22 protein-coding genes are annotated in these 21,912 nt (G+C 65.9%); 9 read left to right on the forward strand and 13 right to left on the reverse strand.

Annotation, left to right across the window (positions count from 1 at the left end):
• Positions 1–33: 33 nt before the first annotated feature.
• The 9 genes from bglB (at position 34) to AABF56_RS32095 (ending at position 10,801) form a co-directional block, all read left to right on the forward strand.
• Positions 34–1,134 (forward strand): beta-galactosidase BglB, encoded by a 1,101-nt coding sequence (bglB, locus tag AABF56_RS32055; protein ID WP_272809480.1) that lies wholly within the window; start codon positions 34–36, stop codon positions 1,132–1,134.
• Positions 1,131–1,967 carry a 5-dehydro-4-deoxy-D-glucuronate isomerase gene (gene kduI, locus AABF56_RS32060; protein WP_272809479.1) on the forward strand — a complete coding sequence of 279 codons (837 nt, stop codon included), beginning with the start codon at positions 1,131–1,133 and terminating at the stop codon, positions 1,965–1,967. The genes bglB and kduI overlap by 4 nt, the downstream gene beginning before the upstream one ends.
• The gene (locus tag AABF56_RS32065) at positions 1,964–4,447 is read left to right on the forward strand and encodes a hypothetical protein (RefSeq protein WP_272809478.1); all 2,484 of its coding nucleotides are present in this window, start codon (positions 1,964–1,966) and stop codon (positions 4,445–4,447) included. Before kduI ends, AABF56_RS32065 begins: the two co-directional genes overlap by 4 nt.
• A gap of 77 nt (positions 4,448–4,524) precedes the next feature.
• Positions 4,525–5,793, forward strand: a complete 1,269-nt coding sequence (locus AABF56_RS32070) for an ABC transporter substrate-binding protein (protein ID WP_272809477.1) — start codon at positions 4,525–4,527, stop codon at positions 5,791–5,793.
• Between the two features lie 274 nt (positions 5,794–6,067).
• Complete coding sequence (locus AABF56_RS32075) at positions 6,068–7,021, forward strand: carbohydrate ABC transporter permease (protein ID WP_443021351.1); 954 nt, start codon at positions 6,068–6,070, stop codon at positions 7,019–7,021.
• Complete coding sequence (locus AABF56_RS32080; RefSeq protein WP_272809475.1) at positions 7,018–8,070, forward strand: carbohydrate ABC transporter permease; 1,053 nt, start codon at positions 7,018–7,020, stop codon at positions 8,068–8,070. Before AABF56_RS32075 ends, AABF56_RS32080 begins: the two co-directional genes overlap by 4 nt.
• Positions 8,071–8,079: 9 nt before the next feature.
• The gene (locus tag AABF56_RS32085; protein WP_272809474.1) at positions 8,080–9,156 is read left to right on the forward strand and encodes an ABC transporter ATP-binding protein; all 1,077 of its coding nucleotides are present in this window, start codon (positions 8,080–8,082) and stop codon (positions 9,154–9,156) included.
• Positions 9,140–9,898, forward strand: coding sequence for a 2-dehydro-3-deoxy-D-gluconate 5-dehydrogenase KduD (gene kduD / locus AABF56_RS32090; protein ID WP_272809473.1), 759 nt, complete (start codon positions 9,140–9,142; stop codon positions 9,896–9,898). Before AABF56_RS32085 ends, kduD begins: the two co-directional genes overlap by 17 nt.
• A gap of 12 nt (positions 9,899–9,910) precedes the next feature.
• Positions 9,911–10,801: an alpha/beta hydrolase family protein gene (locus AABF56_RS32095; RefSeq protein ID WP_272809472.1), complete on the forward strand. Its 891-nt coding sequence runs from the start codon at positions 9,911–9,913 to the stop codon at positions 10,799–10,801.
• 72 nt (positions 10,802–10,873) lie between these two features.
• On the opposite strand, the gene AABF56_RS32100 is transcribed toward AABF56_RS32095, so the two are convergent.
• The 13 genes from AABF56_RS32100 to AABF56_RS32160 form a co-directional block, all read right to left on the reverse strand.
• Positions 10,874–11,167 (reverse strand): hypothetical protein, encoded by a 294-nt coding sequence (locus AABF56_RS32100; RefSeq protein ID WP_272809471.1) that lies wholly within the window; start codon positions 11,165–11,167, stop codon positions 10,874–10,876.
• Positions 11,168–11,225: 58 nt separating this feature from the next.
• On the reverse strand, positions 11,226–11,426 hold the full coding sequence (locus AABF56_RS32105; protein ID WP_272809470.1) for a hypothetical protein: 201 nt from the start codon (positions 11,424–11,426) through the stop codon (positions 11,226–11,228).
• Between the two features lie 214 nt (positions 11,427–11,640).
• Positions 11,641–12,675: a LacI family DNA-binding transcriptional regulator gene (locus tag AABF56_RS32110; protein WP_272809469.1), complete on the reverse strand. Its 1,035-nt coding sequence runs from the start codon at positions 12,673–12,675 to the stop codon at positions 11,641–11,643.
• A 121-nt stretch (positions 12,676–12,796) separates the two neighbouring features.
• Positions 12,797–13,678, reverse strand: coding sequence for a PfkB family carbohydrate kinase (locus tag AABF56_RS32115; RefSeq protein ID WP_272809468.1), 882 nt, complete (start codon positions 13,676–13,678; stop codon positions 12,797–12,799).
• Between the two features lie 7 nt (positions 13,679–13,685).
• Positions 13,686–14,192: an SIS domain-containing protein gene (locus AABF56_RS32120; RefSeq protein WP_244770470.1), complete on the reverse strand. Its 507-nt coding sequence runs from the start codon at positions 14,190–14,192 to the stop codon at positions 13,686–13,688.
• Entirely contained in the window at positions 14,177–14,836 is a 660-nt protein-coding gene (locus AABF56_RS32125; RefSeq protein ID WP_272809467.1) for an orotidine 5'-phosphate decarboxylase / HUMPS family protein, read from the reverse strand. The genes AABF56_RS32120 and AABF56_RS32125 overlap by 16 nt, the downstream gene beginning before the upstream one ends.
• 13 nt (positions 14,837–14,849) lie before the next feature.
• Positions 14,850–15,608, reverse strand: coding sequence for an ATP-binding cassette domain-containing protein (locus AABF56_RS32130; protein WP_272809466.1), 759 nt, complete (start codon positions 15,606–15,608; stop codon positions 14,850–14,852).
• Positions 15,608–16,591, reverse strand: a complete 984-nt coding sequence (locus AABF56_RS32135; protein WP_272809465.1) for an ABC transporter permease — start codon at positions 16,589–16,591, stop codon at positions 15,608–15,610. Before AABF56_RS32135 ends, AABF56_RS32130 begins: the two co-directional genes overlap by 1 nt.
• A gap of 46 nt (positions 16,592–16,637) precedes the next feature.
• On the reverse strand, positions 16,638–17,597 hold the full coding sequence (locus tag AABF56_RS32140; RefSeq protein WP_272809464.1) for an ABC transporter substrate-binding protein: 960 nt from the start codon (positions 17,595–17,597) through the stop codon (positions 16,638–16,640).
• Positions 17,598–17,871: 274 nt separating this feature from the next.
• Complete coding sequence (locus AABF56_RS32145) at positions 17,872–18,624, reverse strand: SDR family NAD(P)-dependent oxidoreductase (RefSeq protein WP_272809463.1); 753 nt, start codon at positions 18,622–18,624, stop codon at positions 17,872–17,874.
• A gap of 5 nt (positions 18,625–18,629) precedes the next feature.
• On the reverse strand, positions 18,630–19,382 hold the full coding sequence (locus AABF56_RS32150; RefSeq protein WP_272809462.1) for an SDR family NAD(P)-dependent oxidoreductase: 753 nt from the start codon (positions 19,380–19,382) through the stop codon (positions 18,630–18,632).
• The gene (locus AABF56_RS32155; protein ID WP_443021332.1) at positions 19,379–20,422 is read right to left on the reverse strand and encodes a proline racemase family protein; all 1,044 of its coding nucleotides are present in this window, start codon (positions 20,420–20,422) and stop codon (positions 19,379–19,381) included. Before AABF56_RS32155 ends, AABF56_RS32150 begins: the two co-directional genes overlap by 4 nt.
• Positions 20,407–21,876 (reverse strand): aldehyde dehydrogenase family protein, encoded by a 1,470-nt coding sequence (locus AABF56_RS32160; protein WP_272809461.1) that lies wholly within the window; start codon positions 21,874–21,876, stop codon positions 20,407–20,409. The genes AABF56_RS32155 and AABF56_RS32160 overlap by 16 nt, the downstream gene beginning before the upstream one ends.
• Positions 21,877–21,912 lie beyond the last annotated feature (36 nt).

Consider the following 21,912-nt stretch of genomic DNA (forward strand, 5'->3'; position numbering starts at 1 on the left):
AATCGTCCATCGGTGACCGCAGGGAGGAGCGCCATGGGCCTGACCGGCCATGACATCAGCACCGGACTCGATCGCCTTGTCGCCGGCATGACCGGCCTCAGGCACAGCGGCCGTTTTCATGAACCGAACCTCGACGGCACGGCCGGTGACTACATCAGTTTCGACAGCTGGGAATGGCCCCAGGGCGTCGGCCTCTATGGTCTCGTGCGGCTCTGGCTGCTGACGGGCCGCGAAGACCTGCGCACGCTGGTGGAGGACTGGTATTCCACCCAGATCGCCGCCGGCCTGCCAGGGCTCAACGTCAACACGACCGCGCCCATGCTCGGGCTCTCCCTGCTCTGGGCGAAGACACGCGATCCTCGCTGGCAACCCGTGCTCGACGCCTGGGCGAACCGCGTCCTGTCGGACATGGGCCGCACGCCGGAAGGCGGCTTCGAGCACCACGTCTCGGACAAGATCAACGACCACGAATTGTGGGACGACACGCTCTATATGGTCGCGCTGTTCCTGGCCTCTTACGGGCAGGCCAGCGGCCGGCGCGAGCTTGTCGACGAAGCCTCACGCCAGTTCCTCGTGCATGCGCGCTACCTTGCCGACCCCCAGACCGGCCTCTGGTTCCACGGCTGGACCTTCGACGGCCGGCACAATTTCGCGCGTGCCCGCTGGGCGCGCGGCAATGCCTGGATCACCGCCGGCGTGCTCGACCTTTTCGACCTCGCCGAACTCGACCGCCCGGTGCGGCAATTCCTCGAGGGCGTGCTGGTCGCGCAGGTCGATGCCCTTCTCGCCCTCCAGACGCCGTCCGGCGCCTGGCGCACGCTGCTGGACGACGCCTCCTCCTACGAGGAAATCTCGGCAACCGCCGGCATCGGCTACGGCCTGCTCAAGGGCTATCGCCTCGGCCTCGGAACGCCGGCCTGGCGCGCGGCGGGCATGAAGGCGCTCGAAGCGGTGATGCGCAATATCGATGAAAGCGGCACGGTGCTGAACGTCTCCTACGGCACGCGCATGGGCCACGATCTCCAGTTTTACAAGGACATCCCGATCCAGCCGACCGGCTACGGCCAGGCATTGGCGATCCTCTGCCTTGCCGAGGCGCTGGAACATGTCGACAGAGAAGGACAGGCAGCATGACGATGAAGGTACTCTACGGCGCGGCGCCGGATGACGTGAAGGGCTACGACACGCAGCGCCTGCGCGACGCGTTCCTGATGACGGACCTCTTTGCCGCCGACCGGGTCAACTTCACCTATACCCATGTCGATCGTCTCATCCTTGGCGGCGCGATGCCGGTCAGATCGAGCCTCACCTTCGGCTCCGGCGAGGATATCGGCACGGCTCACCTGCTGTCCGCCCGCGAAATGGGCATCGCAAACCTCGGCGGCACGGGCACGATCGAGGTGGACGGCCAGCGCTTCACGCTGGAGAACCGCGACGTGCTCTATGTCGGCCGGGGTGCGAAAGAGATCACCGCCTCCAGCCTTTCGGCGGACGCACCGGCCCGCTTCTACATGAACTCCGTGCCTGCCGGCGCCGGTTTCCCACACCGGCTGATCACCCGCAAGGAAGCCAAGGCCCTCGATCTCGGCGATATGCGCCGCGCCAACAAGCGCCGGCTCGCGATGTACATCCATCCGGAGGTCTCGCCCTCCTGCCTGCTCCTCATGGGCATCACCGACCTTGCCGAGGGCAGCGTCTGGAACACCATGCCGCCCCACCTGCACGAGCGCCGCATGGAGGCCTACTGCTACTTCGGCCTCGCCCCGGAAGACCGCGTGCTGCATGTGATGGGCCGGCCCGAGGAAACCCGCCATCTCGTCGTCGCCAATGGCGATGCGGTGCTCTCGCCCGCCTGGTCGGTCCACATGGGCGCGGGGACCGGCCCCTATGCCTTCGTCTGGGGCATGACCGGCGAGAACCAGGAATACAACGACGTTTCTCCCGTACCCGTGGCTGACCTGAAATGACCGATACGACCTTCCATATGAAGAAGCCTCTCGCGGCGGGCGACGCCATCCGCTACTGGCAGCTCGGCATGACAGCCGGGGAGCGCTTCGACGTGCCGGACCAGCCGATGAAGGGCGAGATGGATCCCTTCTTCTTCCTGACGAAGCACAAGAACTTCATTCCGCACGAATATCCCTGCCGCACCATCTTCGCCGAGCGTTATCGCAATGCGCGGCCGGATGTGCGCGGCACGTTCCATGCCGCGCGCTGGTGGCTGCCCTTCGGCTCGCCACGGCTCGATCTTTCCGGCTTCTGGTTCCGCCCGACACGCCTTGCCACCTGGGCGCGGACCTTCATCGGGGCGGCTGCCGCCGGCACGGCAAGGGTGCGCCTCGGGACCTGCGGCGGCGCAGTGCTCCTCCTCAACGGCGCGGAAGCCGGCTGGATGGCGCCCTACAGCCGCAATCTCGAAGCCAAGGCCGAGTTCGACCTGCCGCTGAAGGCCGGCCTCAACGAGATCACCCTGTTCTTCGACGATCTCGCCGAGCGCGATGCCCGCTATTTCATCCAGCTCGACTACCTCTCCGGCCCGGAGGCAGCCGTCGCCGTGCCGGTACCCTGCCCCGGCGAAGCGGCAGATGCGGTGGAAGCCGCCCTCGACGGCATGCATTTCGACCGGCCGGCCTATTTCGACGGCGACATGACGCTGATCTTCGCCGCACCGCTGCCGATGGACGTCAAGGTCGACGTCGCGGTCGAGGGCGATTTCATGTCCACCGAGCGCTTCGACTACGGCTTCACGCTGCGGGCCGGTGAAACCCGCCTGCTCGTAGGCTCCTCAAGCGCCCTGCCCGCCGATTTCCGGCATTTCCGCGTGACGCTCGACGCGGACGGCTTCGTCGCGGCCCGCTCGATCGGCGTGGAGATCTGCCATGCGAAGCGCCAGGGCGAGGCGCCTGCCTCGCTTGCCGCCCGCATCACGGAAACCCTCGATGAAATCTCGGAATTTTCCGAGCGGGATACGGTACGCGCCTTCGCGCGGCTCGCGAGCGGACGCGGCGGGGTGGATACCGATACGATGATCGAGGAGATCCTGCCCTCCATCGAGGATTGCCACGACTGCGCCGACTTCTCGCTGGTGCCGCTCATCTGGTCGCGTATCGCCTGGGGTGGCGATATCGGCGAAGCGACCCGCAAACGCATCGACGCCGCCATCCTCGGCTTCCGCTACTGGATGGACGAGCCGGGCAATGACGTGCAGTGGTACTTCTCCGAAAACCACGCGCTGCTCTTCCACACGTCGGCCTATCTCGCCGGCGACCTGCATGCCGAAGCGACCTTCGTTCGCTCCGGCCGCAAGGGGGCCGAGCAGCGGGCCGTCGGCGCAGCCCGGGTGCGTGCCTGGCTCGACCATTTCGAGGCCTGGGAGATGGCGGAGTTCAACTCCGCCCCCTATTTCCCGATCGATCTCAAGGGCCTGACGGCGCTTGCCGCCCTCGCCCCCGATGCCGACATTGCCGAGCGCGCCAGGAAGGGCATCGTCCGGCTCTGCGAGATCATCGCACGCTCGGCCCATCACGGCATGGTCACCGCCGCGCAGGGGCGTTCCTACGAGCATACGCTCTGCGCCGGCCGCTCGCTGGAGCTCTCCGCCGTCGCGCGCCTGCTCTGGCGCCGCGGCTGGTATGGACGGCGCGTCCATGCGCTGCCGCAGCTCGCCGTCTGCCTGCGCGACCACGGCCTCGTCGTGCCCGAGGAGTTCTCCGCGATCGCCAACCATCAGGCCGAAGCGCACCAGGAATGGTGCTTCTCGCAGGGCGAGAACCGCTTCGCCGCGCTCTATCACTACAAGGGACGCGCCTTCGCCATGGGCTCGGCCGCGCACTACCGCTGGAACGAATGGGGTTACCAGGAAACGGTATTGCACCTGCGCCTCGGCAAACGCCCGGAAGCGGCCGTCTGGATCAACCATCCCGGCGAGACGATCCAGTTCGGCTACGGCCGTCCGTCCTATTGGGGCGGCTGCGGCGCCGTTCCCCGCACCCACCAGTATCGCGGGCTTGCCGTGCTGGATTTCACCACGGTCGACGAACAGGCCGACTTCAGCCACGCCTGGTTCCCGGTCGCCGAGTTCGACGAGAGCCGCATTGCCGGCAACATCGCGCTTGCCCGCAGCGGCGCCGGTGCTCTGTTCCTCAAGGGCAGCGCACCCTTCGAGAGCGTCAAGGAAGGGCCTTCGGCCAATGTGGAGCTGCGCCAGCGCGGCCGCAAGACAAGGTGGATCATACGCGTCTGCGAGGCCTCCGACCTCGCCTCCGTCGAAGGATGGTTCTCCGCCCTTGCGGTACACGAGGACGCCGACGGCACGTTCGTCATCGATGATCCCCAGTATGGCGCCGTACGGTTCCGCGCGGACGGTTCCACGGAGGCGGAAGGCCGCACCATCGTGCCCGGGACATTCCCCGTCGCCGGCACGACGACAATGCTATCGGCAGCATAGCCGGCATGCCCGCCTGCATGAGGCAGGCGGTTTGGAACATGGCGGGCGGGAGGCCCGTCTCTAGGAGGAGAACGACCATGACGAAGACCAAGACCATTCTGGCGGCGCTCGCCGCAGGGCTTCTGGCATCCACGTCGGCGCTGGCCGGCGACGTGCGCATCATGTGGTATTCCGACGGCGTCGAAGGCGAGGTCCTGAAGGATCTCGTCGACCGTTTCATGAAGGAGAATCCGGGGATCAACGTCATTCTCGACAACGTCTCATACAGCGTCGTGCGCGAGCAGCTCCCGGTGCAGCTCGAAGCCGGCGACGGCCCCGACATCGCCCGCGTCACCAACCTCAAGGCGCAGAGCCAGCACTGGCTGGACTTGCGCCCGCTCGTCGCGGACGCCGCCTACTGGGACGAGAATTTCGGTGCGCAGGCAGACTGGATGCGCCCTGACGGCTCCAACCAGATTTCCGGCTTCATGACGCAGATCACGCTCGCCGGCGGCTTTGCCAACAAGACGCTGTTCGAGCAGGCAGGCGTTGCCATTCCCGGCAAGGATGCCACCTGGGACGACTGGGCAAAGGCCGCAAAAGCGGTCGCCGAGAACCAGCAGGTGCCCTTTGCCATGGCGCTCGACCGCTCCGGCCACCGCCTGACCGGCCCGGTCCTTTCCTATGGCGCGAACTATATCGGCGCCGACGGCAAGCCGGCTCCCCTCGACCAGGGCACCAAGGACTTCCTGAAGAAATTCATCGGCTGGATCGAGGACGGCACGATGAGCAAGGACGTCTGGGTCTCCGCGGCCGGTTCCACCTACCGCGCGGCCGCCGACGACTTCATCAACGGCCAGCTCGTCTACTACTATTCCGGCTCCTGGCAGGTGCCGAACTTCTCCACGAAGATCGGCTCGAACTTCGATTGGGTGGCGACGGGCAGCCCCTGCGGACCTGTCAACTGCACCGGCATGCCGGGCGGCGCGGGCCTGGTGGCCATCAAATACACCAAGAACCCGACGGAAGTGGCCAAGGTCATGGACTACCTCGCCCGCGAGGACATCGTGAAGGAATTCTCCGAGCGCACGCTGTTCCTGCCCGCGCACAAGGGACTGCTCGCCAAGGGTCTCGACTTCAAGACTGACGACGCGCAGGCCAAGGAGGCACTCAATGCCTTCGTCGCCGCCACGGGCTCGCTCTCCGATCTCGCGCAGAAGCTGCCGGGCTGGTTCTGGTCCGATACGTTCTACGGCGCCATGGTCACGCGCATCAGCCAGGCGGCGGCCGGCGAAATGCCGGTGGAGGAAGCCTTCACCCGCATCGACGCGGATATCGCCGCCAAGGTGAAGGATTCCGGCCTCTAGGGCAAAAGCGTTAGAGCCTTTTCGCGATTCGAGGAAATGCGGGAATGCTTGGGGACCGGAACGGAGCGCCGCCGGCAGGACAGGCGCGGATACGCGATGCCGGCGGCATGGGCCGCCATCTGCGGCGGGGCGCCTCCCCCGCCGCTCGCCGCAGATGGCGCCTGGCCTTACCACCGCCGGGCGATCTCGCCGGCATGGGAGGGACAGAATGAGAACGCACAATTCCGGCAAATCCAGCCTGGGCGCGCTTGTCATAGCGCCGATACATTTCCTCATGGGCATTCTCGATGCGCCGTTGCGCTGGCTGCAGCGGGCGACCGGCATCGGCGGCATGGCGGCCTTCTTCCTGATGCCGAACATGCTGATCTTCGGTATTTTCGTGCTGCTGCCCTTCTTCATCAACTTCGCCTATTCGATGACCGGAGGCACGGCACTCTTCCTGCCCGACCGCACCTTCGTCGGGGCCGGGCAATATGCGCGGCTCTTCGACTGCCGCAGCTATCTCGATCCGGGCAGCCGCGCGGAGGACACGTTCTGGACCGCGGTGAAGAACACCGCCTGGTTCGTCGTGCTCCAGGTTACGCTGATGATCCTCGTCTCGCTCGTGACGGCCCTCATCCTCAACCGTAACCTTGCGGCGCGCAGCTTCTGGCGGGCGGTCTTCTTCTTCCCCGTGCTGCTGTCGCCCGTCGTCGTCGGCCTCATCTGGAAGTGGATCCTGCAGCGTCAGGGCCTTCTGAATTTCGGTCTCTACGGGCTCGGCTTCGACCCCCATGTCTGGCTCAACGACCGCAACTGGGCCTTCGCCGCCACCATCGGCGTGTCGATCTGGGCGCATATGGGCTTCTACACCCTCATCCTGCTCGCCGGCCTGCAAGCGATCCCGAAGGACCTCTACGAGGCCGCCGAAATGGACGGCACCCGTCCGGCGCGGGCCTTCTGGCGCATCACGCTGCCGCTCCTGATGCCCAACCTGCTCGTCGTCGTCGTGCTCGTCCTCATCCGTGCCGTGCAGATCTTCGATGAAGTCTATGTCCTGACCGGCGGCGGGCCGGGCACCAGCACGCTCTATCTCACGCAATATATTTATGAGACGGGCTTTGCCGCGCAGCTGCGCAATCCGGGCCTTGCCGCGGCGGCCTCCATCCTCATGGGTGCCGTGCTCGTCGTGCTCACATTGCTTCAGCTCGGCCTCGGCCGCTCCGAAAAGAAGGGAGGCCGCAAATGAGCGGGATCGTACGCTTCCTCACGCGCCGAAGGGGTGGCAAGGGCTGGCACTGGACCGATATCGTCACCTGGGCCTGGCTTATCGGCGGCCTCCTCGTCATGTTCGGTCCGGCCGTCTGGCTGGTCGGCTCGTCCTTCAAGTCGCCTGCCGCGCTTGCCGAGTTCCCGCCCACCATCCTGCCCTATGTCACGCAGAAGGTGACGGTCGAGGGTTACGACAAGCCGCTCGACCTCTACGAGGCGACGCTGGAGGACGGCTCGACGGCGGTGCTGGCGGAAGTGCGCCGCATCGGCGTGGTCAGCCAGATGGTGGACCCGAAGGATCCCGGCGAGATCGTCAAGGTCAACATCGCCAAGCGCACGCCGGTCAGGGAAATGTCCTTCGCGACGGACAACTACACCGAGCCCTTCACCCATTTCGATTTCGTGCGCTACCTCTGGAACTCCGTCTTCGTAACGGTGACGGCGACGCTGATCACGCTCGTCGTCAACTCCATGGCCGCCTTCGCGCTCAGCAAATACGAGTTCCGCGGCCGCACGCTGGCGATGCTGCTGATCCTCGCCACGCTGATGGTGCCGCTCTCGGTCATCATGGTGCCGCTCTATTCCATCGTCTCGGCGCTCGGCCTCTTCAACAACCTCTGGGGCGTGATCCTGCCGACGGTGGCGACGCCCACCGGCGTCTTCATCCTGCGCCAGTACATGCTCACCATTCCGGACGAGCTGGTCGACGCCGCGCGCATGGACAAGGCCTCCGAATGGCAGATCTACTGGCGCATCATCCTGCCGCTGACGGCGCCGGCGCTGGCGGTGCTGGCGATCTTCTCCGTCGTCTGGCGCTGGAACGACTTCCTGTGGCCGCTCATCGTGCTCTCGCGCAAGGAGCTCTACACGCTGCAGGTCGGCCTCAGCATCTATTCCGGCGAACTGAACGTGCAATGGCACTTCATCCTCGCCATGACCGTCGTGACCATGATCCCGGTCGTGCTGGTCTTCATCTTCCTGCAGCGCTTCATCACCACCGGCATCGCCGGCACCGGACTGAAATAGGGGGGCTCCATGGGCCATATCAAGCTCACCAATGTGAAGAAATCGTTCGGCGCCGTCGACGTCATCCACGACGTCAACCTGGAGATCGAGGACGGCGAGTTCGTCGTCTTCGTCGGCCCGTCGGGTTGCGGCAAGTCCACGCTGCTGCGCATGATCGCCGGGCTCGACCGGCCGACCAGCGGCGACCTTGCCATCGACGGCAAGGTGGTCAACACCGTGCCGGCCGCCGACCGCGGCCTTGCCATGGTCTTCCAGTCCTATGCGCTCTATCCGCATATGAGCGTGCGCCAGAACCTCGCCTTCGGCCTCGAAAACACCCGCATGCCGAAGGACGAGATCGCCGCCCGCATCGGGGAAGCCGCGCGCATGCTGGAGATCGAGGCCTATCTCGACCGCCGGCCGGGCCAGCTCTCGGGCGGCCAGCGCCAGCGCGTCGCCATCGGCCGGGCCATCGTGCGCCGGCCCGTCGCGTTCCTGCTCGACGAGCCGCTGTCGAACCTCGACGCGGAGCTGCGCGGCTCCACCCGTGCGGAGCTTGCGGCCCTCCACGCCCGGCTTGCCGCCACGATGATCTACGTGACCCACGACCAGGTCGAGGCGATGACGCTGGCGGACCGCATCGTCGTGCTGCGCGCCGGACGCATCGAACAGGTCGGCACACCACTCGACCTCTACAACCGCCCCGCCAACCGTTTCGTCGCCGGTTTCATCGGCTCGCCGCACATGAACTTTCTCGAAGGCACGGTCGAGGCGGCCGGACCGGACCGGAGCGTCGTGGCACTGGCCGGCGGCCAGAAGCTGGAACTGCCTTCGACCGGCATGGCCGGCGCGCGCGTGACGCTCGGCGTGCGCCCGCACCACATCACGCTCGGCCGCAGCGAAAGCAGTCTTTCGGCAAAGCTGACCCTCATCGAGGCGCTCGGCGCCGAGACGGTGCTGCATGCCGATCTTTCGGGGCAGAAGATCCTTGTGGTCGCGCCGGGGCAACACGACCTTGCGCCGGGCGAAAGCATCGATCTCTCGCTGGCCGCCGCGCCCATCCATCTCTTTGACGAAAAGGGGCTGCGCCTTGAACACCTTGTTTGACCTCACGGGCAAGGTCGCGCTCGTCACCGGCGCGCGCACCGGTCTTGGCCAGGCCATGGCGCTGGCGCTCGCAAGGGCCGGCGCGGATATCGTCGCACTCGGCTCCTCCGCCATGCCGGAGACGGCTGAGCGGGTGGCCGCGGCCGGCCGCCGCTTCCATGCCATGACGGTCGATCTCTCGAAACCGTTCGATGCCGGCGCCGTCATCGCCGAGACCGTCGCGACGGCCAGCGGTATCGACATTCTCGTCAACAATGCCGGCATCATCCGTCGCGCCGATCTGCTCGACTATGCAGAGGACGACTGGGACAGCGTCATCGACGTCAACCTCAAGGCCGCCTTCCGGCTGTCGCAGGCCGCGGCCCACCACATGGTGGCGACGAAGCGGTCTGGCCGCATCGTCAATATCGCCTCCATGCTGAGCTTCCAGGGCGGCATCCGCGTGCCGGCCTATACGGCCTCCAAGCATGGCATTGCCGGCCTCACCAAGGCGATGGCGAATGAACTCGCCCCGCATGGCATCACCGTCAATGCCATTGCCCCCGGCTACATGGCGACCGACAATACCGAAGCGCTGCGGGGCGACCCGGACCGCAGCGCCCAGATCTCCGCCCGCATTCCCATGGGCCGCTGGGGCAGTCCCGGCGATCTTGACACGGCCGTCCTGTTCTTCGCCTCGCCCGCCTCCGGCTATGTCACGGGCACGGTGCTGCCCGTCGACGGCGGCTGGCTCGTCCGGTAGGGGTACCTCATCATGCCGATCTCCTCCGAACGGCTCCGGTCTCTCATCGGCTTTGCCGAAACCGAGCTACGGCTGGAGGAAAGCCGTGTCGAGACGCACGAGGACCATGCTATCGAGCACCTGCGCTTCCGTCTGTCCGACGGAACCGCCGTGCGGGGGCTGCTGGCGCGGCCGCTCTCAAGCGAAGGGGCGCGTCCCGCCATCCTCTATGCCCATGCCCACGGCAACCGCTACGAGGTGGGCGCCAGCGAACTCACGGAGGGCCGCCCTGCTCTGCTGGACCCGCCGGGGCCGGTGCTGGCAGGCGAGGGTTACGTGACGCTTTGCATCGACATGCCGACTTTTGGCGAACGCACAGGCTTGACGGAAAGCGCGGCAGCCAAGGCGGCGCTCTGGCAGGGGCGGACACTGTTCGGCCAGATGCTGGGGGAGCAGGCAGCCGCCCTCACCTGGCTTGCCGCACGGCCGGATGTCGATCCTGCCCGTATCGGCATGACGGGCCTTTCCATGGGCGCGACGCTCGCCTATTTCCTCGCCGCCCTCGACACGCGCGTCGCCGCGGTGGCGCATCTGTGCTGCTACGCCGATTTCGCGACGCTGGTGGAAACCGGCGTACATGACCTGCATGGCCACTACCTCACCATGCCGGGCCTTCTTGCCGAAACCTCGACCGGTGAGATCGCCGGACGCATCGCGCCGCGCGCCCAACTCATCTGCATCGGCTCGGAAGACCGGTTGACCCCGCCGCTTGCCGTCGAGCGTGCCTTCCGCGAGACCGCCGCCGCCTATTCCCGCGCCGCCGTCCGCGGACGGCTCGCGCTTCTCACGGAGACAGGCATCGGTCACCGCGAAACAGCGCGCATGCGCACGGCGGTGCTGGATTTCTTCAAGGAACATCTTTGATGTGCAGAAGGCAAACAGGTCCAACTTAGGGCCTATGCTTTCCTGGAAGCGGGACAAGTGCGTATTGCGGACTTATCGTGAGGGGTCTTTCGGTGTTGCCGCGCCCGTGCCGCTGGACTGCACAAATGTCACCACCCTGGCCCATACCGAATTCTCGACATCCTCGCCGGTTGGATCGTCGGTTTCATAATCTTCAATCAGGGTCAGGAAACCGCCGTCTGCGATTTTGATATCCTCCGGAGAGAGGTATCCCTGCTCGCACTCCTCGCAATGCGCATAGATCGCCGACGTCGTCAGGTTCTTCTGAAGCCAGAGCCGCCCCTGGCTGCAGAGCGTGCAGGTACCGACATGGTAAAGCTGTCTCATCGGGCTTTCTGTCCGATTGGGCATCGGCAGCCGCACGGGCCTGGCGGAAGAACCCGCTTCAGCACCCGTCCCCTCCGCCGCTGTCGTGGCCGCTGCAACCATCCGGGGAGGCACCAAAGGCGCCTGCATTCGACCCGCCGGCACTGCCGCCGCCCAACATCCTGCGAAGGCCCGCGCGGCGCGGCCAGATCAGCAGGAGCAGGAACAACAGCAGCATCGAGAAAACAACTGCCACAGTGCCTTGGAGCAGGATGCCCATCGCGTTATCGCCTCCTCGATCCTCGGCCGCCGGCCGGCCATGTTACTGCCGCGACGACTGTAGAATGGGCCAGGCACCGCGCGAAAACAACCATCTCCGTCAGCCGCGCCTTGCCTGCTGCTTAAACACAGCAAGCCTACCGTCCAGAAGGGCTAAATCTGAGCAGCCCGCGCTCAAGCGCTTGCCGGCAACGAAATGCTCGAAGTCTTCGCGCCTACCGACCCGGTGGCGCGGCCACCGAGCGCCGAACGACGAGCTCTGCCTCCAGGACCTGAGAATTCCGATACGAGCCGTCCTCGATCTTCTTGAGCAACAGTTCCACCGCAGTCGCGCCGAGCTTGGCGACCGGTCGTCTTACGACGGACAGCGGCGGCCGGAACACGACGGCCCATGGGGCATCGTCAAAAGCGATGATCGAGAGATCCTCGGGGACCTGGAATCCGAGTTCTTGGGCCGCTCCCAGCGCACCCAGGGCCATTTCCTCGTTCGTGGCGAGAATGGCCGTCGGTGGTTCGGGGCCTGAAAGGATCTCGGCCATTGCTTCGTGTGCGGTCTCCACGCTGCTGTGGCAGTAGCGGCTCCATTCGGGCTTCGTCACAAATCCCAGCCCGGCAAGTGCCGCCCTCGCCCCTTCCACGCGATCCAGAACCGTGCCGACCACATGGGCGGGCATGGTCAGGCTGTGCTTTTCGACACTGGCCGTGGCCACCAGCAAACCGATCCGCTTGTGACCCGCAGCAGCGAAATGCCGGACCGCCGCGCCCGCGGCCGCACGATCGTCCGTGGTGACGAAGTCTATTTCATGCGAATCGACGCGCCGGTCGAGCAGCACGACCGGTACTTCCGGCTCGCTTTGAACGATCAGATGCTCGGTCTCGTTCTGCGAGGCCGGCACGACAATCAGCCCATCGACACGCTTCTCGATCAGCACCCTGACGGCATCACGCTCACGCTCGAGGTCGTCGTCCGTGTTGAGGACGAGTATCTGGTAGCCAGCCTTGGAGGCCGTTTCGATGATGGAGCGGATCGCACTGGTGAAGAACGAGTTCGAGATATCGGCAACGACGACGCCGATCGTCAGGGAGCGGCCGGATCGCATCGACCGGGCGAGCTCGTTCACCCGGTAGTTCAGCTCGGCCGCCGCCGCCATGACGCGTTCGCGGGTCGCCTGCGTGACAAGGCCGTAGCCGCCGAGGGCGCGGGCGGCCGTGGCGCGGGACACCTTGGCGCGTTGCGCTACGTCGATCAATCTCGCTGCCTTCTCACTCGGTGCCTGCGTCATCTCACGTCCCGATTTCTCGACCGGCTGTCGATATCACATAATGGATTGGCCCCGACATGGAAAACCGGGGCCGGAGGACGCGCACAATTTATGGAAGGACCAGCTCGGCGCCCGCCCGCCGGCACGTCGCGGCTGCAACCATCATCGCGTCGGCAAGATACACCCGCCAGGCCTCCTCGCCGGCCGGCCGGCCGCCTCGCAGGATGGACGCAACGAGGCTTGCCAACGTCGCATCCCCCGCTCCCATCGTATCGATGATCGGTTCCGGCCTGCTCGCGATCGGAACCTCGACACGAAGGCCCGACCGGTCGACCAATGTCGCTCCGTTTGCGCCATGGGAGAACAGGATGGTTTCGACCCCCATGCCGAAGAGATGTTCACCCACCGACGGCCAGTCCGTTCCATAGAGAAGCTGCACATCCTCATCGCTGAGCTTCACGAGGTTCGCGACGCGGAGAACCGTCTCGAAGCCCTGGCGATAGGCGGATAGAGAGGAAATCAAGCGCGGACGGGGATTGGGATCGGCGATCCGCAGGCCCGGCACGACGGAAAGGGCCTGCACCAGATCGTCGGCATATGCGGGGTTGTCCAGCGGATACGAGTTGACGACTGCGGCGGCGGCATTCGACAGCGCATGCAGTGCCTCCACCCCGAACGCGATCCGGCGGCGGTACATGGCCGGCGCGAAGGCATAGCTCGGCTCGCCATTCGACCGGGTCGAGCTCACGACACCCGTCGGATCCACCGTCGGCGTGTTGACGATGCGGATTCCACGCTCCCGCGCATAACGCAGGAGATAGTATCCGTCCCGATCCTGGCCGACACGCGTGACAAGCGTCGAGGTCAGGCCGAGGCGTGCGATGCCGGCGGCGAGGTTGAGCCCCGCCCCGCCGGCGAACCGCTCGGGCTCCCGCCCCTCGGCCCGGACTTCGTCGACGATGCAATCGCCGATGGTTACGACAACGTGCATGCGAGGCTCACTGCAGATTGGTGTGCCGATAGGCCATCGTCCCGTGGGCGTCTGCCATGCCGGACGCGAGTTGCATGACCACCGCATCGAGAAGCAGCAGGCACGCCTGCTCGAAGAGGCTCCCCCCGAACTGCTTCGTCTCGCTCACGGGAACCGGCAGGACGACGTCGGCGATGCCGGCGAGCGTCCCCTTGGGCTTGTGCGTCAGCGTTATCACCCTGGCCCCCTCGGCCTTGGCGATCTTCGCGTAGCTGAGGCTGACAGGCGTCTCGCCTGAGCCCGAGATGATCAGCAGGCCGTCGCCGTTGCGCACGGAAGGTGCCGTCACCTCGCCGACGAAATGCACGGGCCTGCCGAGATGCATGAACCGCATCGCCGCCATCTGGGCGGCAAGCCCCGAGCGCCCCTGGCCGGAGAAGAACCACCGGCGTCCTTCCTCGCGGAAGGCATCGGCGACGGCGGCGAAGGCCTGCGGGTCGATGCGTTCGAGCAGTTCGCCTATTTCTTGTCCCACGGCCAGCCAAGGCCTTGTTCCGGGAGCCGTTCCTTGATCCATGATGCTACCTTTCCAGGGGTTTCCGTTTCCGTGATGGCGCTGCCGACGACGAGAATCTCGGGCTTCACGGCGATGACCGATTCCAGCGTCGCCGGTCCTATCCCTCCGGCGAGCGAGACGCGGAAGCCGCGCGCGTGCATGGCGGCAACGGCGTCGATATGGCCGGTCGAGCTGTCGCCGGCGAGGCGGGCGTCCGTCGGCGAATGAACGGCGACATAGGCAAAACCGTCCGGCAGAACGAAATCGGGCGGCAGCAGCACAGGCTTGCCGGATTCCGTGATCGTGTCGACGATGACGGACGCACCGAAGGCGGTGGCACACTTGCCGACTGTCTCATGCGTCGCCGAGGAGGCGCAGGACAGGACGGTCATGAAGGACGCGCCGGCGCTGAACACCATGTTCGCCTCGAACGAACCGCCGTCGACCGTCTTGGTATCGGCGAGAACGGGCACGCCGGGGCAGATCTCGCGCACGGTCGTGATGGCGGCGATGCCGAAGCGCTTGAGAAGCGGGGTGCCAACCTCGATGATGTCGGCGACGCCCGTGAGGGCGGGCAGGATTGCGAGATGCTCGGGCTTGTCGAGCGCGACTTGCAGCAGCATTGAGCTGTTCCCTTCAGGATTGGCCAAGACCGGTGATCGCCTTCAGCAGGCTGTCTGGCGTGAACGAGGAGGAGGGAGCGTCCGCGACCACCCGGCCGAGGCGCAGCACGACGATGCGGTCCGTCACCTCGAGCACATGCGGCAGCGTGTGGGAGATGAAGATGACGCCGAAGCCCTTCGCGCGGGCATGGCGGATGATCTCCAGCACTTCTCCCGCCTGGCGCGCGCCCAGATGGTTGGTCGGCTCGTCGAGGATGATGACCTTGTTCGCCCAGGCCACGGCCCGGCCGATCGCGACGGCCTGGCGCTGGCCGCCGGAAAGACGCGCGACCGGGCGATCGCTCGCCGGCACGGCAATGCCGACACGCTCGAGTTCGGCATGGGCATCGCGGCGCATGGCCTTTTCGTCGAGGAAACCAAGTTTGCCGAGAAAGCCCTTTCGCACGATCTCGCGGCCGAGGAAGACATTCGCCGCCACCGTGAGGTCCGGCGCGATGCCGGAATCCTGGTAGAGCGTCTCCACCCCTGCTTCCAGCGCGTCGTGCGGCGATTTCCAGACCCGGCGCTGGCCGTCGAGGTAGATCTCGCCGCTGTCCGGCTCGTGCGCCCCGGAAAGCACCTTGACCAGGGTCGACTTGCCCGCGCCGTTGTCGCCGACAAGACCGACCACTTCGCCGGCACGCAGGGTGAAGTCGACATTGACGAGGGCCACGACGCCGCCGTAGCGCTTTCCGACGCCGCGGACTTCGTAGAGAACGGAAGCGTTTTCCATCAGCGGCCTCCCCTGGCGCCAAGTCCCTGGATTCCGACGGCGAGCGCGATGAGCGCTGCCACGACGATCTGCTGCCAGTTGGGCTGGACACCGATCAGGATGAGACCGCTCAGCACCGCCGTCGTGATCAGCGCGCCGATGACGACGCCCGTCAGCTTGCCGGTACCACCGAGCAGGCTGACGCCGCCGATCACCGCCGCCGCGATGGCATTCAACTCGCCGCCCCGCCCGGAGAGCGGCGAACCGGATCCGAGCCGAAAGTAGACGAACGCGCCGGCAAGCGCCGCCAGGACACCGGACAGCAGATAGAGCTTGATGAGATGCCGCTCGACATCGATCCCGGCGCCGCGGGCTGCGAAGGGATTGGAGCCGATCGCATAGGTCCAGCGGCCGAACCGCGCCCGGGACAGGAAGGCCCAGGAGACCGCGATGATGACGAAAACGGCGATGACGGGCACGGTCAGCGCGCCGAGATAGGTGGCGTTGCCAAGGAGGATGACCTCCTTCGGCGCACCGGCGATCTGCGTGCCGCCGGTGAGGACGAGGCTCATGCCGGCCGCCGCGCCCATCGTCGCCAGCGTCGCGACGAAGGGCACGAGCCGGCAATAGGTGATCAGGATCCCGTTGATCAACCCGACCACGACGCCGACGCCTACCGCGACCGCCAGCCCCAGCGAGATCGCCAGCCACGGATCGAGGCCCGCCTCGTTCGCCGCGCGGATGACGAGCGCCATGGAGACGCCCGCCAGCCCGAGAACGGAGCCCACGGAAAGATCGATGCCCCTCGATGCGATGACGAAGGTCTGGCCGATCGCCATCAGGACGACGGGCGAAAAATCCTGAAGGATGTTCGCCATGGCCCGGATCGAGAAGAACCGGGGATTGGCAAGCGAGAACGCAAGCACCATCACGCAGAACAGCAGCAACAGAACGACATCCTGCCGCAGGCCGGTCGCCTTCAGGCGGGCCAACTTTCCTTGCATGTCCATTTCGTAGATCTCCGCGCGGGACGTGGGGAAAGCCGCCGGCTTACTCCGAGTACATGGAGGCGCCGGTCTCCGCGAAGTTCTCCTTGGTCATGACCACATTCGGAATGACCACGGACTTCTCGATCTTGTCGGCCCCCGCGCCGGTGACTTTCGCCTTGGCATATTCGAGGGCCAGCTCGGCTTCCTTGGCAGGCTGCTGGGCGACGAGCGCGGTAAAGACACCCTCCTGCAACGCGTCGACCTGCGCCTTGTAGGCGTCGTAGCCGACGAGCTTGACCTTGCCGACGGCATTGTTGTTGCGCAGTGCGGCGATCGTACCCGTACCGCTCGTGCCGTCGATCGCGAAGATGCCGGCGAGATCGGGATGGTTCAGCAGCACGGTGTTGACGGCGGAGGTCGCATTGGCCGGCTGGCTGTTGGCATATTCGCGGCCGACGATCTCGATCTTTGGGAAATTCGAGGCCAACTCCTCACGGAAGCCCTGTTCGCGCAACGTGTTGGTCGTCGCACCCGGCGAACCCGACATGATGAAGACCTTGCCCTCGCCGCCGATCTGCTCCGCCAGCGTCTTGGCCGCCTGCCGCCCGCCGTCGACATTGTCGCCGGTGATATGCGCGGTCAGATAGGCCTGGTCGGAGACCGTCGTGTCGACGGTGATGACGGGAATGCCCGCGGCTTCCGCCCGCACGACGGCCGGCTGCAGCGAGTCCGGATCGGTCGGCACGAGGATGAGCGCATCGATGTCGTCAGCAAGCGCCGCATCGACAAACGGCATCTGAGACTGCGGCGAGTATTCCGAAGCGCTACCCTGCCAGACGAGTTCGACGCCGAGCTTGTCGGCCGCCGCGCGGGCGCCCTTCTCCATCGCCAGGAAGAACGGGTCGGAAGCAATGCCGGGAATGAAGGCGATCTTCAGCTTATCCTGTGCATTTGCGGCGTGCACGCCAATGGCAAGCACGGATACGGCTGCAGCAATCACCATGCGACGGATGCGGCTCATTTTTCTCTCCTCCGTGAAAATGAGATCGATCTCATCGAGAGATATCATGCTTTATCGGCCTGTCAACCGAAAAAGAGATCGATCTCATGAAGTCGGAATAGCCTTCACTATGGAAGGGCCGCCGAGATTCCTGTCCCAAGCCTCTTTGGAGAGGGATGGAGCTGAGGATACCGGGCATATCCGCGCCATCGTCAACTCGCACATACACGGTCTTGAAGGGATGAGCCGCCGATCCGATCGGTCTCAGCGGCGAAGGTCTTCGGTCCGCTTCCGGTCAGGCTACCGCTTGCGCGCCCGTAATCTCCACCAGCGAGCCGCACATGAAGGCCGCCTCATCGGATGCCAGAAAGGCGACGAGAGCGGCGACTTCCTCGGGCTTGCCGATGCGGCCGAACGGCACAAGCCTGTCGAGATCAGCGATGGTACGCCCGGAGCGCTTCACGCCCGCCTCCAGCATGGGTGTGTGAATTTCACCAGGGCAGACGGCATTGACGCGGATCCTGTCCGGCGCATAGTCGCGGGCAAGGTTCTGCGTGAAGCTCGCCACCGCCGCCTTCGTCACATTGTAGGCGATGTGGTTCGGCGCCGGATGAAGCCCCCATTGGGAAGCCGTGTTGACGATGGCGCCGCCGCCGGCCGCGATCATGTGCGGCAGCGCCGCCTGGCACAGGTGGAACATCGCATCGACATTGACCGCGAAGCTCACCCGCCAGTCCTCCGGCGTCAGCGACAAGAGATTGCCGCGCTGGTTGATACCGGCATTGTTGCAGAGCACATCAATGCGCCCTTCCCTGGCGATGACATTCTCGACGATCGCCCCGCAGCCTTCGGCCGTCGAGATATCACTGGCCAGCGCACGCGCGCTGCCACCTTTGGCCGCGATCTCAGCGACGGTCGCTTCCGCGCCTTCGCCGTTCATGTCTGTGACGATGACCGTGGCCCCCTCGGCGGCGAAGCGGGCGCTGATCGCAGCTCCGATCCCGCCGGCGGCGCCGGTGACGATGACAATCCTGTTCCTGAAGCGCATGGGACTTACCTCATATAGCTGCCGCCGTTCACATCCAGCACGGCGCCGTTGAGCGAGGCCTGTGAGGGACGGAAGGCAAAGGCGGTGATCTCGCCGATCTCCTCCGGCGCGGCCATCCGGGCGATCGGAATGCTGGCCAGAGCCGCGGCTTCGCCGTGCTCGGCGATATAGGCTTCGGCCATTTCGGTGCGCACCCAGCCGGGCGCCAGCGCGACCGCGGTAACGCCTTCATGCCCATGGCTCTGCGCGATGGACTTGGTAAGGTTGATCAGGGCGGCCTTCGAGGCGCCATAGGCCATGGCGCCGGAGGTGTAGCCGCGCTGGCCGGCCCGGCTCGCCATGTTGACGATCCGACCGCCGCCATGCGCACGAAAATGCTGAATGGCAAGCTTCGACAGATCGACGGCCGACAGGAAGTTGACCCGCATCTCGCGCGCCCAGACGCGCTGCCATTCCTCCATGGGCGCATCGATCGCGACCTCTGAGCGGATGCCCGCATTGTTGACCAGGCCCGTCAGCCGGCCGGCAACGGCCAGGGCCCGATCCCACAAGGCCTGCGGTCCGGCCGGATCCGACAGATCGGCTGACACGCACGAGCCCCTGCCATCGAGCCTCTTCACGAGTGCCTCTGCAGCGTCGCGGTTGCGGCCATAGTGCACGACGACATTGGCTCCGCCCGCCACGAGGGCATGGCAGATGGCCTGCCCGATGGCACCCGTCGCGCCGGTCACGAGGATGGATTGCCCGGAGAGCTTCATAATTCCCCCACTTGCGGACCCCAGGTGTCCGACATGGCAAATCCCCGGGCAAAAGGATCCTGCGCATCGAGCCGCAGCTGCTGGCGGCCGAAGACGTAGCCCTGGCCGGTGATGCGCGGCAGCACCGCGACACGACCGGCGACCGTCGTCTCACCCAGGATTTCCGCCGTGAAGGTTCCGCCGATGATGCTGCGCGAAACCCGCTTGTCGCCGGTTTTGGCCTGTCCCCGCGCGTGCAGGATCGCGAGGTTGGCCGAGGAGCCCGTGCCGCAGGGGGAGCGATCCACCCGGCCCGGCTTCAGCGTCGTGCAGGTGACGACGGAGCCGTCGGGCTGGTAGTCGCGGAACATCACATAGGCGATCTCGGTGAGGCCGGGAATCTCCGGGTGGTTCACCGCCACCTGTCTGGCCAGCAGCGCCTTGATCTCCGTACCCGCTTCGGCCAGAGCCCGGGCCGCCTCCGGCACGATGCGCAATCCCACCCGACCCACGTCGATCTGGGCATAGAAGACGCCGCCGAAGGCAATGTCGCCGGTGATCCGGCCCCATTTCGGCGTATCGATCACGATATCGAGCTGCTGGACGAAGGCCGGTACATTGTCGAGGCTGACCGACAGGCAGCGGCCGTTCTCGCATCGTGCACGGGCGACGATCAACCCGGCTGCCGTATCCAGCCGGACGACCGTTTCCGGCTCCGTCATCGCGACACGGCCGGTTTCCAGCAGCGCCGTCACCACGCAGATGCAGTTGGAACCCGACATCGGATGGGCGCGGTCCGGCTGCAGCACGATGAAGGCGGCATCGGCATCCGACCGGGCCGGCGGCAGGAGCAGGTTCGTCGTGTGGACGACCTGCGCCCGTGGCTCGCGCGTCAGGAAGAGACGCAGCGACGGGTCCACCTCATTGAGGTGGTTCATCTTGTCGAGGATGGTCGCGCCCGGAATATCGGGCGCACCATCGACGAGCACATTGCCGCTTTCGCCCTGGCAATGGACGAGCAGGATATCGAGCGCCTTGTCGAAGGTCACTTCAGGTACCATCCCCAAGGCTCGTCGCTGACGAGGCGGGTGATCTGCTTGGTCTCCAGATAGTTGTCGAGGCCCCAGCGGCCGAGTTCGCGGCCGATGCCGGACTGCTTGTAGCCGCCCCAGGGCGCCTCGGTGAAGGTCGGCTGCGAGCAGTTGATCCAGACGATGCCGGCGCGGAAGGCGGCCGCGACGCGCTCGCAGCGTTCATCGTCCGCCGACATGACCGCGGCGGCGAGGCCGAAGCGCGAATCGTTGGCAAGGCGGACCGCCTCGTCCTCCGTCTCGAAGGGGCGGATGCAGACGACCGGGCCGAAGATCTCCTCCACCCAGGCATCGCTGTCGAGCGCCATGCCGGTGAGGATCGTCGGGGCAACCCAGAAGCCCTTGTCGAAACCGTCATGCCGGCCGCCACAGGCGACGGTCGCCCCTTGTTCGACGGCGCGGTCGATATGGCGAAGCACATCCTCGTACTGGCCCTTGTTGACGAGCGGGCCAAGGAGCGTGCCGGCGTCGAGGCCGTTGCCGATCGTGATCTTCCCCGCTTCCTCCACCAGCCGTTCCAGCAGCTTGGGATAGAGCGGGGCCTCAACCAGAACCCGCGACGTGGCCGAGCAGACCTGGCCCTGGTTCCAGAAGATGCCGAACATGATCCATTCGACGGCCTTCTCGATATCGCTGTCGGCGAAGACGACGAAAGGCGACTTGCCGCCGAGTTCCAGGCTGACGCGCTTGATGTCCTTCGCGCCGGCGGCCATGATGCGCGCGCCGACCGGCCCCGAGCCGGTAAAGGCGAGCTTGTCGACGGCGGGATGCTCGACCAGCGCCTGGCCGACGACCGAACCCTTGCCGGAAAGGATGTTCAGAACACCCTTCGGAAGGCCGGCGGCCTCGGCGATGACGCCGAGCTCCAGCGCCGTCAGCGAGGTGGTTTCGGCGGGTTTCAGGATCACCGTGCAGCCGGCCGCAAGCGCCGGCGCGACCTTCCACGAGGCCATGAGCAGCGGGTAATTCCAGGGGACGATGGCGACGGCGACGCCGAGCGGCTCGCGCACGGCCTTGGAGACGAAGCGCGCATCCGCCAGCTTCACCTCTTCCACCTCGCCATCCAGCTCCTCGGCAAGATCGGCATAGAAATCGAAGCAGCCGGCGGCATCCGCCAGGTCCCATTCGGATTCGGCAAGCGGCTTGCCGTTGTCGCGGGTCTCCATGCGCGCCAGTTCCGGCAGCCGGTCACGGATGCCCTGCGCCATGGCGCGGAGGTATTTTGCGCGTTCCTTGCCGGAAAGGCGCGGCCAGGGTCCGTTGTCGAAGGCCTCGCGGGCCGCCTTCACGGCCGCCTCGGCCTCCGCCGCGCCGGCGGCGGCGATGTGGTGGAAGACCTCTTCGGTTGCCGGGTCGATCACCGGGAGCATGGTTCCGTCGGCCGGAGCGACCCATTGGCCATCGATGAAAAGCTTGTTCTGCATGGTGTCCTCACATGGGATAAGTTTGATCGGCCGCCG

Origin of the sequence: Shinella sp. WSC3-e (assembly GCF_945994535.1) — a bacterium.
In the GTDB taxonomy this organism is placed as follows: Bacteria; Pseudomonadota; Alphaproteobacteria; order Rhizobiales; family Rhizobiaceae; genus Shinella; species Shinella yambaruensis.